The organism is Microcystis sp. M079S1 (genome assembly GCF_020246425.1).
Taxonomy (GTDB): Bacteria; Cyanobacteriota; Cyanobacteriia; order Cyanobacteriales; family Microcystaceae; genus Microcystis; species Microcystis aeruginosa.
Genome location: NZ_JADBSZ010000305.1, coordinates 1 through 15,677, shown reverse-complemented (window position 1 = coordinate 15,677; position 15,677 = coordinate 1). Strand labels below are relative to the sequence as shown.

General features: G+C 42.1%; 11 protein-coding genes and 2 pseudogenes. 9 read left to right on the top strand and 4 right to left on the bottom strand.

Features of this window, described 5'->3' with window-relative positions; all coding sequences use genetic code 11:
* The first annotated feature begins 326 nt into the window (after positions 1 to 326).
* The 5 genes and pseudogenes from IM456_RS19710 to IM456_RS19690 all read left to right on the top strand — a co-directional run bounded on the left by IM456_RS19710 (position 327) and on the right by IM456_RS19690 (position 3,732).
* Complete coding sequence (locus IM456_RS19710) at positions 327 to 1,316, top strand: DUF389 domain-containing protein (RefSeq protein WP_149987680.1); 990 nt, start codon at positions 327 to 329, stop codon at positions 1,314 to 1,316.
* Positions 1,317 to 1,402: 86 nt separating this feature from the next.
* Positions 1,403 to 1,666: a DUF3146 family protein gene (locus tag IM456_RS19705; protein WP_149987679.1), complete on the top strand. Its 264-nt coding sequence runs from the start codon at positions 1,403 to 1,405 to the stop codon at positions 1,664 to 1,666.
* Positions 1,667 to 1,908: 242 nt separating this feature from the next.
* Positions 1,909 to 2,970, top strand: coding sequence for an N-acetyl-gamma-glutamyl-phosphate reductase (gene argC, locus IM456_RS19700; protein ID WP_149987678.1), 1,062 nt, complete (start codon positions 1,909 to 1,911; stop codon positions 2,968 to 2,970).
* Positions 2,971 to 3,023: 53 nt separating this feature from the next.
* A pseudogene (locus tag IM456_RS19695) lies at positions 3,024 to 3,260 on the top strand (hypothetical protein).
* Positions 3,261 to 3,603: 343 nt separating this feature from the next.
* Positions 3,604 to 3,732: a hypothetical protein gene (locus IM456_RS19690; RefSeq protein WP_260324513.1), complete on the top strand. Its 129-nt coding sequence runs from the start codon at positions 3,604 to 3,606 to the stop codon at positions 3,730 to 3,732.
* Positions 3,733 to 3,819: 87 nt separating this feature from the next.
* Here the strand turns inward: IM456_RS19690 and IM456_RS19685 are convergent, their stop codons facing one another.
* Positions 3,820 to 5,112, bottom strand: coding sequence for a D-alanyl-D-alanine carboxypeptidase (locus tag IM456_RS19685; RefSeq protein ID WP_149987676.1), 1,293 nt, complete (start codon positions 5,110 to 5,112; stop codon positions 3,820 to 3,822).
* A gap of 149 nt (positions 5,113 to 5,261) precedes the next feature.
* Here IM456_RS19685 and plsX point away from each other — a divergent pair, with 149 nt between their 5' ends.
* The 3 genes from plsX (at position 5,262) to fabD (ending at position 8,570) form a co-directional block, all read left to right on the top strand.
* Complete coding sequence (gene plsX, locus IM456_RS19680; RefSeq protein WP_149987675.1) at positions 5,262 to 6,317, top strand: phosphate acyltransferase PlsX; 1,056 nt, start codon at positions 5,262 to 5,264, stop codon at positions 6,315 to 6,317.
* A gap of 200 nt (positions 6,318 to 6,517) precedes the next feature.
* Positions 6,518 to 7,519 (top strand): beta-ketoacyl-ACP synthase 3, encoded by a 1,002-nt coding sequence (locus IM456_RS19675; protein WP_149987674.1) that lies wholly within the window; start codon positions 6,518 to 6,520, stop codon positions 7,517 to 7,519.
* A 124-nt stretch (positions 7,520 to 7,643) separates the two neighbouring features.
* Positions 7,644 to 8,570 carry an ACP S-malonyltransferase gene (gene fabD / locus IM456_RS19670; protein ID WP_287694866.1) on the top strand — a complete coding sequence of 309 codons (927 nt, stop codon included), beginning with the start codon at positions 7,644 to 7,646 and terminating at the stop codon, positions 8,568 to 8,570.
* Between the two features lie 175 nt (positions 8,571 to 8,745).
* Here fabD and IM456_RS19665 read toward each other — a convergent pair whose 3' ends face one another.
* Positions 8,746 to 9,966, bottom strand: a complete 1,221-nt coding sequence (locus IM456_RS19665) for a molybdopterin molybdotransferase MoeA (RefSeq protein ID WP_149987672.1) — start codon at positions 9,964 to 9,966, stop codon at positions 8,746 to 8,748.
* Between the two features lie 11 nt (positions 9,967 to 9,977).
* On the opposite strand from IM456_RS19665, the gene IM456_RS19660 reads away from it, so the two are divergent.
* Complete coding sequence (locus IM456_RS19660) at positions 9,978 to 10,859, top strand: glutaminase (protein WP_149987671.1); 882 nt, start codon at positions 9,978 to 9,980, stop codon at positions 10,857 to 10,859.
* 148 nt (positions 10,860 to 11,007) lie between these two features.
* Here IM456_RS19660 and IM456_RS19655 read toward each other — a convergent pair whose 3' ends face one another.
* A complete protein-coding gene (locus IM456_RS19655) occupies positions 11,008 to 14,127 on the bottom strand; it encodes a TIGR03032 family protein (RefSeq protein ID WP_172970541.1) in 3,120 nt (1,039 codons plus the stop codon).
* A 250-nt stretch (positions 14,128 to 14,377) separates the two neighbouring features.
* Positions 14,378 to 15,379 (bottom strand): annotated as a pseudogene (locus tag IM456_RS19650) (bluetail domain-containing putative surface protein); the annotation flags it as partial.
* Positions 15,380 to 15,677 lie beyond the last annotated feature (298 nt).

Below are 15,677 nucleotides of genomic sequence, written 5' to 3'. Positions count from 1 at the left end.
GGGACTTGCGCTTTGATAATGTACCTTTTGGGCGAACGCAGTTCGCCCCTACATTGTGGACAAAATCCGTTACTGTAGGGGCGCAAAGCTTGCGCCCTCCGATCGATTGGGATATTATTTCCACGCAAGTCCCTAATTTCTTTGCTAATTTCTACTTGGCCTAGGGGCGTTAACGAAGGCGGTCGGCAGATGGCAGCGGGCAGGAGGTTTCATCAATCGAGGCGAAGAAAAAAACGGTAAGATTAGTTAAAGAAAATGATACAAATATACATTGATTAGACAAAAAAAAGCTATAAGTAAAAGAAAAGTCAATCTTCCTCAGCCCCATGACGAGAAAAGAACGGCCCCACTCGTGGTTCTCAAGAAAACCCTTGACCTGGCAACAATCGCGGGCTATGTGGCGCGATTTATGGGCAGAAGCGTCCCTCGATTTTCCCTATCTAGCTTTGATTGTTAGTTCTTGTGCGATCGCTACCTTTGGCTTAGTCGCCAATAGTGCAGCCGTGATTATTGGGGCGATGATTATTGCCCCTTTGATGTTGCCGATTCGTAGTCTGGCTTTTGGTGGTTTAATTGGCAGTTGGCGATTAATTCGTAAGTCGGCCTTGGCGATTTTAGTTGGTACGATCATCGCTTTAGCGATAGCTTGGTTGCTAGGATTATTGATCGGAATTTCCGAATTTGGTAGTGAAATTCAAGCCCGTTCTCAACCGAATCTTTTAGATTTAGGAGTAGCAATTACCGCGGGGGCAATCAGTGGTTATGCCAAAATAGAACCGAAAATTTCAGGTACTTTAGCGGGAACAGCGATCGCCGTGGCTTTAATGCCACCAGTTTGCACGATTGGTTTAGGATTATCCCAAGGCGATTGGGTGCTAAGTTTGGGGGCAACTCTGTTATATATTACCAATTTATTAGGCATTGCTCTCTCCTGTTTGTTGGTCTTTTTGCTGGCAGGTTATTCTAATTTTCATCGGGCGCGTAACGCTCTAATTTTGACTTCTATCCTGACAGCAGTTTTGCTAATTCCGTTAGGAATAAGTTTTGCAACTCTGGCCAATCAAGCTCGCTTAGAAAGGTTGCTCAAAAAAGCTTTATTACAACGAACGATTACTTTTCAACGGGCAGAATTATTGGAATCTTCGATTAATTGGCTCAAGCAACCTCCCCGGGTGAGATTAGTAGTAAGAACTGCGGAAAGTATTACCCCCAGACAGGTAGAATTGTTGGAAGAATTCATTACTAAGGAAATGGGGCGACCTTTTCAATTAAATGTCTTGGTTTCTAAGGTTAATGAAGTCACTGCCCCAGAATAAAGTCGAGAAAATTAGCTCAAGTAATGACAAACAAGGATTAATTCGCTATCTTAATGTTTGATATTTAATCTATAGGTAGGGTTCAGGTGAGCAGCGGCAATCGACCAGAAAGCACGGCGTATGTGCGGATAATTAAGCAATCTTGGCAAACGGGGAAATTAGAGGGAGAAGTGCAGACGGAACAATATCAATGGCGGTTTCAATGGCATTTTATTCAAGGCAAGTTATTAGTACAACCTTCCCTAGGTAGGGCTTTGATTTTTGAACCCTTGAATCGGTTTTTAGAACGCTACGATTATCAATTAGAACCGGGAGGAGATTATGAATTTACAGTGCGCTCAAAATTGTAAATATGAGGGATTGAATTACAGCTTTTCTCCGGAGGATGAAGTTTAACCTAATTTGGCATCATCTCCCGATGACAGATTCCCTCAAACGAAAAATTTGTACCTCATCATACGGTTTATGGACAACCCGGCCGAGATACTAGATTTTTACAGGAAGTTTTTTGATTTAAATCCTGCCGGTTAGGCTAAAATTCGGCCATAGCAAAGCGTTATATTAACGATAAGAATTTTTAGGAACAAGGGAAATGACGCAAGGACAGAAGGTTTCAGTGGGTATTGTCGGCGCTTCGGGATATGGTGGCGTACAGTTGGTACGTTTGCTCAAAGAACATCCCTTAGTAGAATTAGTCTATCTGGGGGGCGATAGTAGTGCGGGGAAACCCTACAGTGATTTATATCCCCATCTCGGTCATAGCATTAATCTTAATGTGGAGGCGATCGATTTGGAGATAATTGCCTCCCGTTGTCAAGTGGTTTTCTTGGGTTTACCCAATGGTTTAGCCTGTGATTTAGCCCCTCCTTTGATCGCTAAAGGATGTAAAGTTTTGGATCTGTCGGCAGATTATCGTTTTACTAGCCTAGAAACCTATAGTAAATGGTATGGTAGGGAACGTCAGGATCAAGCGATCGCATCTACGGCTGTGTACGGTTTACCAGAACTGTATCGGGAAGATATTAAAAATGCCTCTTTGATCGGTTGCCCTGGATGTTATCCTACTGCTAGTTTAATGGCGATTTCTCCCCTGTTAAGACAGGGTTTAATTCTCCCGGAAACGACGATTATTGATGCCAAATCGGGAACTTCGGGAGGAGGAAGACAAGCTAAGATTAATATGTTATTGGCAGAAGCAGATAGTTCGATCGGGGCCTATAATGTAGCGGGAAAACACCGTCATACTCCCGAAATCGAGCAGATTTGCAGCGATTTAGCCGGTCATGAGGTGCGCGTCCAGTTCACTCCCCATTTAATGCCCATGGTTCGGGGTATCCTGTCCACAGTCTATGCAACTTTGCGGGATCCCAATCTGGTGCGGGATGATTTGATCACTATCTACAATGCTTTTTATCGCACTTCTCCCTTTGTCAAAATCCTACCCGGGGGAGTCTATCCACAAACTAAATGGGCTTGTGGTACTAATTTATGTTATCTCGGTATTGAAGTGGATCCGAGAACCGATCGAGTGATAGTAATGTCAGCGATTGATAATTTAGTTAAGGGACAATCGGGACAAGCGGTACAATGTCTCAATCTCATGATGGGTTGGGAAGAATCCCTTGCTTTGCCGCAAATGTGTTTTTATCCTTAAAAATTCCCGGATGCGTTTAACCGAGTACATCTCATTTTTGTAAATCTACTGAGTTGGCATTTTTAAAGGGAAACTATCTTCTAAAATTGGTGATCACTTCCGATTTTATCACTCAATCCAAGCCTTTGGGGGGTAGAACCCCCCAACCCCTAGGGTTGATTCATAGTAGGGTTGATTCATGAATCAACCCTACCCAAACCCCGGAGCGCATTAGTTTTTCGGTGGGATGCTTACACGCAGCTGCTGATACATTTGTAATTATTTTAAGAGTCACTAGAGTTCTTGCATAATTAATTTTTGAGAGGGCAAAAATGAGAAAAATAAGCATAAAATTGCATAAAATAACCAAATAGAGCATTTAATTGATTAATGCTCATTCTTAATTCTCCTGACTACTGACTACTGGCTCCTGACTCCTCACCTAAAGGAAGATTTTTGATTTTTGCAAGAGGTCTACTGATAATTGCTGATTGTCGGTATTTCTGCAAATGTGAGATGCACCCCGTTTAACCACACATCCTTTAATCAATTTCAGGAAAAACTGGCAAAATTTTGTCACTATGATTGAGATGCGATGTTTACCGATTGGCTCTTCTCGACTTTGTGTGATAATTTTTGCTTATGTAAGGTGAAATGCTTATCGGGCAAGACTTTAATCGCTATTTGGCGGAAGAAACTATCAGTATAGACCTCGTTTCCACACAGAAACCAGAAGAACCACCGATTGGCAGCAAAAACAAGGAGAAAATGGCAGAAAAGTAGTCAGTTTATCGACAAAAGTGAATATAAGACCTTGCTAAAGTTCCTCACCACCAAACTAAATTTGATTGTCAAGTTGATATCAACCCCTTAGAAACCCTGACTTACCCGACTGGGATCACCTAGAAAAGCTCTTTCAGGAATCGATCCCTTAGTGGCTTCCGGGAGAATTTGCCAGTGTTGATCTAAAGCTTGTAAAACTCGATCCTGCTGATTTCTGAATCCCTCGATATTGCCACTACCGGCATTCATAATCACAAACCAAACTTTACCCCTTTCTTGGGTGGGAATTTCTCCGGCTAAGGCGCTAACTTGGGCTAAAGTTCCAGTTTTAATCACCACTCCTTTGGGAATGGCGCGCCACTGCATAGTTCCTTTGGTATCGCGTCCCCCCACCGGAAATAAATCAGCTACTTTGATCGGTTGATTGGCTAACTTGCGATCCAAGGCCTTGAGAATCTCAATAACTGCCCGGGGAGACAAGCGATTTTCTACACCCAATCCCGAACCATTAATTAATTGAATTTCCTCCTCTCCTACCCGGGTAATTTTAGTATTAATTGCGTCCACTGCCGCGGGGCCACCGAGCAACTCCGCTAACATTTCTGACATGACGTTATTACTATAAATATTCATCTGACGCAACAGTTCCGTTAAAGTTAAGGACTGATGACCCAACAATAATCGGGCATTTTCGGGGCGAATTTGACCGGCTCGAACCCTGCCCAAAATCTTCACCTGTGGGGCTTTTGTGCCGCTAGGAAGGCTCTGAAAAGCTTTTTGGGTTTCTTTTGACCATTTCGATTGATCAAGCCCAATTTTCAGCGATTCTCCCGCTTTGAGGGGATCGGTTTGAAAATTCATGGCGAATTTACCCGTAACGATCAGATCGCCTTTGACCTGACGGATGCCTAATTGATCGAGGCCATTGCCCACTGCGATCGCTTCTTCCCAGACAAAAAGCGGATCCCCTTCCCCTTCAATAATTAAATCCCCCTCTAGCACCCCGTTTTTGACCTCTCCCGTTGTGTAAAAACGAGTAGCAAAACGATGATCGAGAGGCCAGGTTTCCACGGCGGCGAGAGTAGTGGCGATTTTAGTCAATGAAGCCCCCGAAGCGGGTAGATTACCCTGATGATCGGCTAAATCAGCCCATTCCGTCTCAATTAAGACCCGTTGTTGACGAGAGTTTAAACCTTTTTTGGTCAAGTCTTGCAGATAATCGGCCACGATCGCCGCTACCTGGGGATCGGGAGCGGTGGGAAGGTGGAAAATAGGTTGATTTTGCCAAGAAATTAGGGGAATATTGGCGATCGGTTGGGATTGTCCCCCCCACCAACCCAAGAGAAAGCCGAAAACTGCCAAATTAAAAACTGAGAACATCTTTTCCTTAATCGCAATGATGCCTTATTGTATAGAAATGATTGGTAATTTTTAACAATTGCTCGATCAGAAAACACTAATCCTCGATCGGCCAGCTTTTGTCAAGAGCTGCCGCTCAACTTATTAAAGATTTCTATCCCACTGACTCAATGGCAGAAACGGCATTAAATCGGGCAAGAATCGCGGTAGATGCGATGGGAGGTGACTACGCTCCCAACGAGATTATCGCGGGATCGATGCGAGCTTCCGAAGAATTAGATGTAGAAGTATTATTAGTCGGCGATTCTGAACGGATTGAGGCTTATTTCCAGCATCATCCCCGTCCCAAGAATCTCACCATCGTCCACGCAGAGGAAGTGGTGGCCATGGACGAAGAACCGATCACCGCTATCCGTCGCAAACCAGCGGCCTCGATTAATGTGGCCATGGATTTAGTCAAACAAAATCGCGCCGATGCGGTGGTGTCCGCCGGTCACTCCGGGGCAGCCATGGCGGCAGCGTTACTGCGTTTAGGTCGTTTAAAAGGAATCGATCGCCCGGCGATCGGTGCGGTGCTGCCGACGATGTTGGCGGGTAAATCAGTTATTATCCTCGATGTCGGGGCGAATGTGGACTGTAAACCCAAATATTTAGAGCAGTTTGCTCTAATGGGAACAATTTACAGTAAATACGTTATGGGGGTTGAAGCTCCGAAAGTCGGTTTACTCAATATCGGCGAAGAACCCAGCAAAGGTAACGATCTCGCCCTAAAAACCTACGAATTATTAGAAAATAACCAGCAAATTCCCTTTATCGGCAATGCTGAGGGCCGGGATGTGCTATCGGGACAATTCGATGTGATTGTCTGCGATGGTTTTGTCGGTAATGTCCTGTTAAAATTTGCCGAAGCGGTGGGAGGGGTTATCCTACAAATTCTCAAAGAGGAATTACCTAGGGGGATACAGGGTAAAGTCGGGACGGCTTTAATTAAACCCAATCTTAAACAGATCAAACAACGCATGGATCACGCAGAACACGGTGGCGCGCTGTTATTTGGAGTCGATGGGGTCTGTGTGATCAGTCACGGCAGTTCCCAAGCGCCTTCAATTTTTAACGCTATCCGACAGGCAAAAAATGCCGTTGATAATCGCGTTTCTGAGCGCATTCAAGCCTACAATGACCACCATCATCAATTAAAAGAGTTGTCGGTGAACGGTGAAGATTAAGCTGTTAGCCATCTTGAAGCGGTCAGGAGACAGGAGACAGAAGACAGGAGACAGGAGACGGGAGACAGGAGACAGGAGACGGGAGACTATTTTTATTTATTCTTCCCACTTCCCCACTTCCCACTTCCCACTGATAACTGACCCACTTCCCACTGATAACTGACCCACTGATAACTGATAACTGAAAAAGGGGGGATATTTTGAACGGATTCGGGGCAGCAGTCGTTATGACCGGTTGTGGATCGGCCACACCAGGGCAATTCCTCAGTAATGAAGAACTCAGCCAAATTGTCGAGACTTCCGATGAGTGGATTAAAAGTCGTACAGGCATCGGTAAACGCCATTTAGCGGATCAATCGGTGTCTTTGAGCCAATTAGCGTCCCAAGCGGCGATTAAGGCTCTAGAAATGGCTCAGGTGTCACCTAGGGACATCGATCTGATTCTCTTGGCTACTTCTACCCCCGATGATCTGTTCGGTAGTGCCGCCCAAGTTCAAAGTCAGATCGGGGCCAATCGGGCGATCGCTTTTGATCTCACCGCCGCCTGTTCGGGTTTTCTGGTGGGGTTAGTCACCGCCACCCAGTTTATCCGTACTGGTACTTACCGCAATGTCTTGGTTATCGGGGCTGATGTTCTCTCCCGTTGGGTGGATTGGAACGATCGCGCTACCTGTGTCCTCTTTGGTGATGGGGCAGGGGCGGTGGTTTGTCAAGCGAATGATACAAAAGATAACATTCTCGGTTTTGAACTCCATAGCGACGGCAGCCAGAATGGTTCTCTCAATCTCGCATATCAGGGGGAAGAATTGCCCCTTAAGCAGGGGGTAAGGGTTCAAAAAGGAACCTATAAGCCCCTAAGGATGAACGGACGGGAAGTCTATCGTTTTGCCGTGGCGAAAGTGCCAGAGGTCATCGAAAAAGCTCTCTATCGGGCTAATTTAACCACCAGTGACATCGATTGGCTAGTTTTGCACCAAGCTAATCAAAGAATTATGGACGCGGTGAGCGAGCGCCTGAAACTGCCTCCGGAAAAAGTGATCAGCAATCTCAGCGAGTATGGCAACACCTCCGCGGCCTCGATTCCTCTAGCCCTCGATGAAGCTGTCAGGAGTGGTAAGGTCAAAAAAGGTGATATTATTGCTTCTTCCGGCTTTGGTGCCGGTTTAACTTGGGGTGGGATTATCTTCCGTTGGGGAGATTAATTCAGTGATCAGTAAACAGTAAACAGTAAACAGTAACCTAAAAACTCACATCTGATAACTGATAACTGATAACTGATAACTGATAACTGAGCCAAACACATCTATTTATCTATTTTAAGAACTTATGAAAACAGCGTGGATATTCCCGGGACAAGGATCGCAAGCGTTAGGAATGATTGGAGATTTAGCGGAAAGTGCGCTTGGCCAAGAGAGATTAGAAATAGCAGAAAGAATCCTCGGTTGGTCGGTCTGGGAAAAATGTCAAGGGGATGAAGAAACCCTATCTCGTACTCTTTATACCCAACCTTGTTTATTTGTGGTGGAGAGTATTTTAGCGGATTTGTTGCAAGAAAAAGGTCATTTTCCCGATCTAGTTGCCGGTCATAGTCTCGGTGAATATTCCGCTTTGTATGCAGCCAGGGTGTTTAATTTTGAGACAGGATTAAATCTAGTTCAAAACCGTTCCCGTTTGATGGATGCGGCCGAAGGTGGTAAAATGGCCGCCTTAATGAAATTTGATCGCACCAGTCTAGAGACAGTGATTAATCAGACGGAAAATGTAGTTATTGCTAATGATAATAGTGCCGAACAAGTGGTGATTTCTGGGACTCCTGAAGCGGTGGATTTGGTATTAGGTCAAGTGAAAGTTAAGCGGGTTATGCCGTTAAAAGTATCCGGTGCTTTTCACTCTCCCTTGATGGAAAATGCCGCTATTCAGTTTCAGCAGATTTTAGAATTGGTTAATTTTAGGTCTGCAAAAGTTCCCGTTATTTCTAATGTTAATCCTAGCCAACCGATCACCGATGCGGAGGAATTAAAAATATATCTGATCCAGCAGATGACTAGCTCGGTTCGCTGGCGAGAAATTATGTTAAAATTGCCAAATGTGGGTGTGGAAAAAGCGATCGAAGTCGGTCCGGGTAAAGTTTTAACTGGTTTAATTAAACGAACTACTCCCGCAATTGAGTTAGAAAATATTAGTCAATTAGCTGATATATACAATGGTAGCGAAGATGTTAAATTGCAGGGTTCATTAATTGGTGTTGGTTAAATTATCTGGCAATATTTTCGATGAAGTAAATTGATGGATACCTAAGTAGTTAGGTGTTAAAAACCATCAGACACCCCCCTTATCAAGGGGGGATTAAGGGGGGATCGACACCCAAAATCTATCTTCAATTTAATTATAACCAGCTACCTAGCCAAAAATTGGGTTAGGTATTTTTTTAGGAAACTATCATAACTTCTACTGTTTCTCCCGCTTGTATAGTAGTTTTACCCTGGGTAATTATGGCTAAAGCATTAGTACCCGCTAAATTAATTAAATTAGCCGAATTGTGTTGTCCGGGAGCAAGTTGAAATTGATAAACTCCCTCGATAATTTCTATTTTTCCCCAGAGATAAACTTCTCTTTGTCCCTTAGATTGGAGAGTATCGCGGGTGACAACTCGCAGAAATTTGTTCTGATAATCTGTCAATCCCGATAATTTTTTAATGGCCATTTGCACGAAGCGCCAACAGGAAACTAAAGCAGAGACGGGATTACCGGGGATACCAAAGTAAATACAACCGTTAGGAAAAGTAGCAAAGGTTAGGGGTTTACCCGGTTGAATAGCAACGCTGCCAATCAGAATTTTTCCCCCTAATTCCCCTAAAATTCCCTCGATATAATCGTAATCTCCTACGGAAACACCGCCGGTGGAAAGGACGATAGCACTAGAATTAATTGCTTTTCTGATAGTTTCTCTGAGAAGATCGGGATTATCTTTGATTATACCTAAAGGTCTGGGAATTGCCCCTAAACTGGCGACAAATGCGGTTAAAGCGTAGCGATTCGAGTCAATAATTTGACCTTTTTGGAGGGTTTCATCGGGATTAATTAATTCATCTCCCGTGGAGAAAATTGCCACTTGGGGACGGGAAAACACTGTTAATTCGGTAGCTTGTGCCGTGGCTAAAACCGCCATTTCTGGGGAATTAAGAGCAATCCCAGCTTTTAATAAGGTATTTCCCGCTCGATAGAATGTGCCGCGTTGACGCACGAAAAGACCTATTTTTTCGGGAGGGATAAGAATCGCCACTCGCTCGCCTTTTTTTTGAGTATTTTCCTGCATAATAATCGTATCACTGCCGGCGGGTAACATCGCTCCCGTAAATATTCGCGCTGTTTCTCCTGGTTGAATAATTTTTTCGGGGACTTTGCCGGCGGGAATTTCGGCGATAATCTTTAAAGTAACGGGATTTTCTGGATTAGTGTCTTTGACATCTTCGTAGCGGACAGCATAGCCATCCATAGCAGAATTATCCCAATAGGGAAAGTCTAAATCACTGCTGATATCTTCGGCTAAAATGCGCCCAAAAGCTGCCTCTAGAGAAACTTTTTCTGTTTCTTGTCGGGGTTGAATTTGAGTTAAAATTATAGATTCTGCTTCTTTGACTGAGTACATGGATTAAACAAATGAACCGATTAGCTAGATTAAGGGTGGAAGATATACAAGCTTGGGTCGGGGAAGTGCATTTATCGGATAGGAAGGGTCAGACTGCCTATTATATACCGGTTTTGAACCAAGTTAATCCCGAGGTTTTCGCTCTCCAGATTCACTGTCTTGAGGGGGAGATTTTGTCTTGGGGAGATGAAACTTTAACTTTTCCTTTGATGAGTGTGATTAAACCCTTTTTGTTATTATATCTTTTAAGTCATTTAGGGGAAGATGTTGTTTTTCGGCGCGTGGGAAAACAAGCTTCTAGTTATCCTTTTAATTCTTTAACTCAACTGCAAGAGGATCGCTGTTTTCCCCGTAATCCTATGATTAACAGTGGTGCGATCGCCTTGACAGACTTATTAGCAGGAGAAACGCCAGAATCTCGCTGTGAAAATTTGCTTTTATGGTTAAATGAAATGGGTAATTGTCAATTATTTCTCGATCACTCTGTGCTTGATTCTGTTCACTCCTATCCTAATGCACACAATCAAGCTTTAAGCTTAGAATTAGAAAAAAATGGTTATATTAGTCATCGTTATTTAGCCCTAGAAACCTACAATCAAATCTGTTGTTTATCTGGAAAAATTGCCGATCTTGCTAATTTAGGTAAGTTGATTTTAGCTGCTCCTTTTGGTGAAATTATTCTAGAAATTATGACTAATTGTGGACTCTATGAAGCTTCCCAACAATTCGCCCTTGAGGTGGGTTTTCCCACTAAATCGGGAGTCAGTGGGGCCCTATTATCAATTGTACCGAAACAGGGAGCGATCGCTTGTTATAGTCCTCTGTTAAATGAGCAAGGTAATTCAATTTTAGGACTTAATTTACTAACACATATCAGTCATTTTGTCAAGTAAATTTAATCTATGAAAATAAGCTTTAATTCCTCAAAAAAATACCGATACTTTTTCTGATTTTTCTGGCCAAGTACCGTGAAAACTGGGAGGGATAAAGTTGATTTTGTCAAGGATTGTTAAGATGCGCTTACCCTGATAATTCCAGTGATCAATTGGCTATCCTGATCATCTCTGGTGATTTTCCCGCAGCATAAATATCCCACATTGTCCGATAAGCTTTTTCTAAATTGCGGGTAAAACGAAGGGTATCAAATAACGGATAAGTCAGACGATTTTGGGCTAGTTTCTGTTTAATTTCCTGCAATTTATCAGGAGATTTTGCTAAATTAATCGCTAAATTTTTATACTCCTCTAAATTCTTAGTAATTAATTCAGGTAGGCCAATAGCTGTCAGTAAACTAGCACCAACACGGGAAGGAAAAGTTGTACCTGGACAAGTTATAATCGGTAAACCTGCCCATAAAGCATCACTCCCAGTCGTATGAGCATTATAGTATAAAGTATCAAGAAATAAATCAGCTAGTTGATGTCGCGCCAAATGTTCCGGCTTAGGTTCGAGATGGGCAAAAATTAAGCGATCACCCTCAATTCCTCGCGCTTGTGCTTCCCGACGTAGATTTGCTTCCGCTTCAGCTACTCTCGAAAATAACCATAACACACTACCTGGAACATTAGCCAAAATTTGCATCCATACAGTGAATATTTGCGGCTCAATTTTATAGGTATGGTTGAAACAACAAAAGACAAAACCCGATTCAGGAAGACCATAATGGGAACGAGTAACAGGTTTAGATGATATAATTTGTTGATAATCATTAGCCTGATAACTATCCGGTAAAATTACCAATTTTTCAGTAAAATTATCAGCAGACTCTGGTGGGGTAACTATGGCATCACTAATAATATAGTCGATAAAATCTGCTCCCATTGTCCCCGGATAAACCAAATAATTAACTTGAATCGGTGCAGGTTTTAAAGCCAATATTTGTGTCCGCGCCTTATCAATATATCCCATCAAATCAACTAAAATATGCACCCCATCATCAAAAACCCGTTGTGCAGATTCCGTAATTGATAAAGTAGCAATATCATAAAAGCGATCGCAATCATTAGCAATGCGACGACGATACTCACTACCATCATCAGGACCATAGGAATAGGCAATTATTTCAAAGTTATTGCGATCATGTAAACCAAAGACACTTTGCATCAAATGACTGGTGGGATGATTACGAAAATCATGGCATAAATAACCTATTTTTAATCGTCCAGATCGGGTGCGGGAATGGTTAAAGTTGAGGGGTTTAGTCCCTAAGGCTAATTGTCTTTTAACCTCTTGAGCATAGTTACAAGCTACTTTTAACTGTTGACTAGCAGACCAAGGTTTATATAAGGTATCAAAGGGAGTTACTGCGGTAGATTTTCCCTCTTGTAACTGGTTTTCGGTTAATTGCCAAAGTTGGATTAAATCAGCTTCTCTTGTCTCCCAATTACAAGTCATTTCCTTCATAGAAAATAAGCAAGCAAAAGCCTCTGGTGAATTAGTTTGAATGGCTAAAGCTTGCTTAAATACGCTCATAGCTGCTTCTACTTTGTCCTGTCTTCCTAAAGCTAAAGCCAAACTATTATAAGCTTTAATGTATTTAGGATTAAGCTTAATTGCTACTTGAAAATAAGCGATCGCTTCTTCAATTTTTCCCTGTAGTTGTAACACATTGCCTAAATTAAAGTGTGCTTCTGGATAATTAGGGTTTTTCCTGATTGCTTCTTGAAAATTGACCACAGCATCCCCTAACTTATCCTGCATTTGTAAGACTAAACCTAAATTATTCTCAGCAAAAGCATAGTTTTGATTGCTACGAATAGCTTGGTTAAAGCAAATAATCGCCTCGTCTAAATCTCCCTTGCTAACTGCTATTATTCCCAAATTATTGTGGCTTTCTGCATAATTAGGATTAATCAATAAAGCTTGCTTGTAAGCCAAAATAGCTTGATCAATTTGTCCTAAACTATCCATGATTACCCCCAACTGATGCCAAGCAGCTGCATATTGAGGATGTTGATTAATTAATTGTTGATAGAGAGCGATCGCTTCTTCAAGCTTAACCTGTTTTTGCAAGGTGTATGCTTGCTGATAAAGGGTATCTGCTGGGGAAGTATCAGGCTGATTATTTGCTATATTTCCTCCAACTAAAGGAGAAATAGGATCAAGAGTAATAATTTTACTGATGTCATCATTTTGAAATCCTAAAGCTTGGGGACGTTTAACTCCTTCTAAGACTTGTATATCATAAAGTTCAGTCACTTCACCTTCTAAGCGTATCCAGTGAACAACTTCACCTGTTTTCAAGTCAATAATTAGCAGACCACAGCGAGGATCTGCTTCTTTAGCCATTAAATTATCATCTAAGATTAACCCCGAAAAAGTCTTATCTACCCCACGATTTTTAGATAATCCAACAATGGCATAATTTCCGACAAATGCTAAACCACGCAGAAAACCAGGACAAAAAGTAACAGGCTCAAAAATGCCTTTGTCTTGATCAATATAACCAAAGTAACCCGTACCCGCATTTAATAACCATAACTTACCCTGATAAAATCGGGGAGAATGAGGCATAGATAAACCAGTAGCAATCACTTCATTAGACTGAATATCAATGACACAACCGCCAGTTTGTCTTCTGTCTCTCCACCCATCCACCACATCTGATTGACTACAAGCGGTAACATAACGCGCCTTCCCATCTACCAAAGCTAAACCATTGAGATGACAACGATCTTCATTGACTAAAGCGGAAATAAACGACGGTTTCCATAGAGGAATGCAACTATGGCGATCGCTGACTGTTGCCAGACAATTTAACATGGTACTGATAAATATAATTCTTTTAGATAGATTTTCTATTGCCAAATCGTGAATATCTAAATCCCCAGTAGTATAACTAATGCGGGGGATATAAAGTTTATCGTAACCATCATAAAGTTGTTCGGATAATAGCACATTATCTAGTTGCCAGATTTGATAGCGGGAACTAAGATAAATCCTTTCTGGGGTAGTATATAAACCCATGGCGCGGTCAAATATCCGCTCAAATCCCGACATCCCTCTTTCGGGGTTAACTCCTAAAAACATCAGTCGAGAACTTTGATAGGTAGTAAAAGCCAGGCTAATCTGCTGAGACTCTAACCAATCAATGAAGTTACGAGAAGCAATTATCTCTACGGGGATAGATTGATTAGTATTGGGAGTTGATTGATTCATCATAACCACAAAGACACAAAGATTAGCCAGTAGGGTGTTAAGCGCGATAGCATAACACACCAATTTAATAATAGAGGTAATGCGTTACGGCGGATTGTTAATTTTGGTTTTTTGACGGAATTGGTAGCCGCAAATACGCACAGAAAACGGGTTTCTAAATAGTTTCTTGAAGAAACCCGTTTTCTAGGTGATTTGAGTTGTTTGGTTTTTTGACGGAATTGATAGCCGCCTAACGCACCCTACGCCTACTTAATTAAACAAAAAAATTACCCATTGGAATGCTCCCTAAAGCAGGTAAAGTACCAGTAAATCCGGTGATATTTATTAATAAATCATTGCTGGATTGGAAGCCATCTGTGCTATCATTAATAATTAGATAAATTCCAGCGATCGCACCGCTTGTCACCTGAACTAATGCAGCACTATTAACCCCTAATCCTTGATTACCTGTAATCGCTCCATTGGCATCAGTAAATACCTGATTGATTAAATTGTCTAAAGTGGTGACAGTGTTATTAGCAGCGCGACTGAAACTACTAGGCGCATTCATGGCGGTTCCACCTTGAGTTAATAAGTCAATTTTATCAGTATTGATGGCAAAATCTGTGATACTATCGCTTGCTGCTATGGTAGATTGTCCAAATTGGAAGATAAAAGTATCTGCACCTGGACCACCGGTTAGAATATCAGCACCATTAGCACCATTGATTTGATTATTGCCACTATTTCTGGTGATGATATTATTAGCATTGTTACCCGTACCGTTAATATTGTTAATCCCAATTAGTTTGAGGTTTTCGATACCGTTAGGTAAAGTACGAGTGAGAATGCTTTGCCAAGTATCAGTAATGATAACTCCTGCTGTTTCTTCATCAGGATTAATGATAGCATTAGTCGCATTTGACAAGGTTACTGCAAAGACTTCATCAGGTTCATTAAGGTCATCATTGAGAATGGGAATGGTAATAGTAGCAGTAGAAGCATTAGCGGGAATGATGAGAGTTCCTGTCTGGCTAGTGTAATCTACATTAGCAGTAGCATCAATGGGTGCAGTAGCATAATTAACACTAATTTGTTGTGGATTGGGATTATCGACAGTGACGGTGAGAATTGCATTACTATTTTTACCTTCGACAACAGTAATGATGTCGTTGATGGAGAGTTGGGAAAAGTCGTCATTGGTAATTGTCCCCGTCACTGAGGTAGTTGTCCCTACTGTATAACCAGTCCCCGAAGTAAGAGTTAAGGCGACCGTAAGGATTCAGGTCATACAAAAAGCAGTCAAACCCATGCTGTGTAAGCATTTAGGCGAATTATGTCCAAATCCTCATTCTCATTAAGAAACGCTGAAAGCCTTAATTTTCGTGCTTATTGAGAATGAAACTGTTAGTTTAGCGAGTTCTGAGATTTTAGAAGCCGCTCTGTGACTGCATTTGGGTGGTGATTCGGTAGTAGTGATGGCGGCTTAATCCTTTGCTTTGCTGTGCATTGTAGTCATGGATAAAATACCAAAGGGCTCCCCAACGTGATTCTCCATTTTTTTAGAGAAAGAT

What these genes read in the sequence shown, in the direction of transcription:
- IM456_RS19710 (WP_149987680.1), top strand. Translation starts at nt 327, where the DNA reads ATGACGAGAAAAGAACGGCCCCACTCGTGGTTCTCAAGAAAACCCTTG.
- argC (WP_149987678.1), top strand. Translation starts at nt 1,909, where the DNA reads ATGACGCAAGGACAGAAGGTTTCAGTGGGTATTGTCGGCGCTTCGGGA.
- IM456_RS19690 (WP_260324513.1), top strand. Translation starts at nt 3,604, where the DNA reads ATGCTTATCGGGCAAGACTTTAATCGCTATTTGGCGGAAGAAACTATC.
- IM456_RS19685 (WP_149987676.1), bottom strand. Translation starts at nt 5,112, where the DNA reads ATGTTCTCAGTTTTTAATTTGGCAGTTTTCGGCTTTCTCTTGGGTTGG.
- plsX (WP_149987675.1), top strand. Translation starts at nt 5,262, where the DNA reads ATGGCAGAAACGGCATTAAATCGGGCAAGAATCGCGGTAGATGCGATG.
- fabD (WP_287694866.1), top strand. Translation starts at nt 7,644, where the DNA reads ATGAAAACAGCGTGGATATTCCCGGGACAAGGATCGCAAGCGTTAGGA.
- IM456_RS19665 (WP_149987672.1), bottom strand. Translation starts at nt 9,966, where the DNA reads ATGTACTCAGTCAAAGAAGCAGAATCTATAATTTTAACTCAAATTCAA.
- IM456_RS19660 (WP_149987671.1), top strand. Translation starts at nt 9,978, where the DNA reads ATGAACCGATTAGCTAGATTAAGGGTGGAAGATATACAAGCTTGGGTC.
- IM456_RS19655 (WP_172970541.1), bottom strand. Translation starts at nt 14,127, where the DNA reads ATGATGAATCAATCAACTCCCAATACTAATCAATCTATCCCCGTAGAG.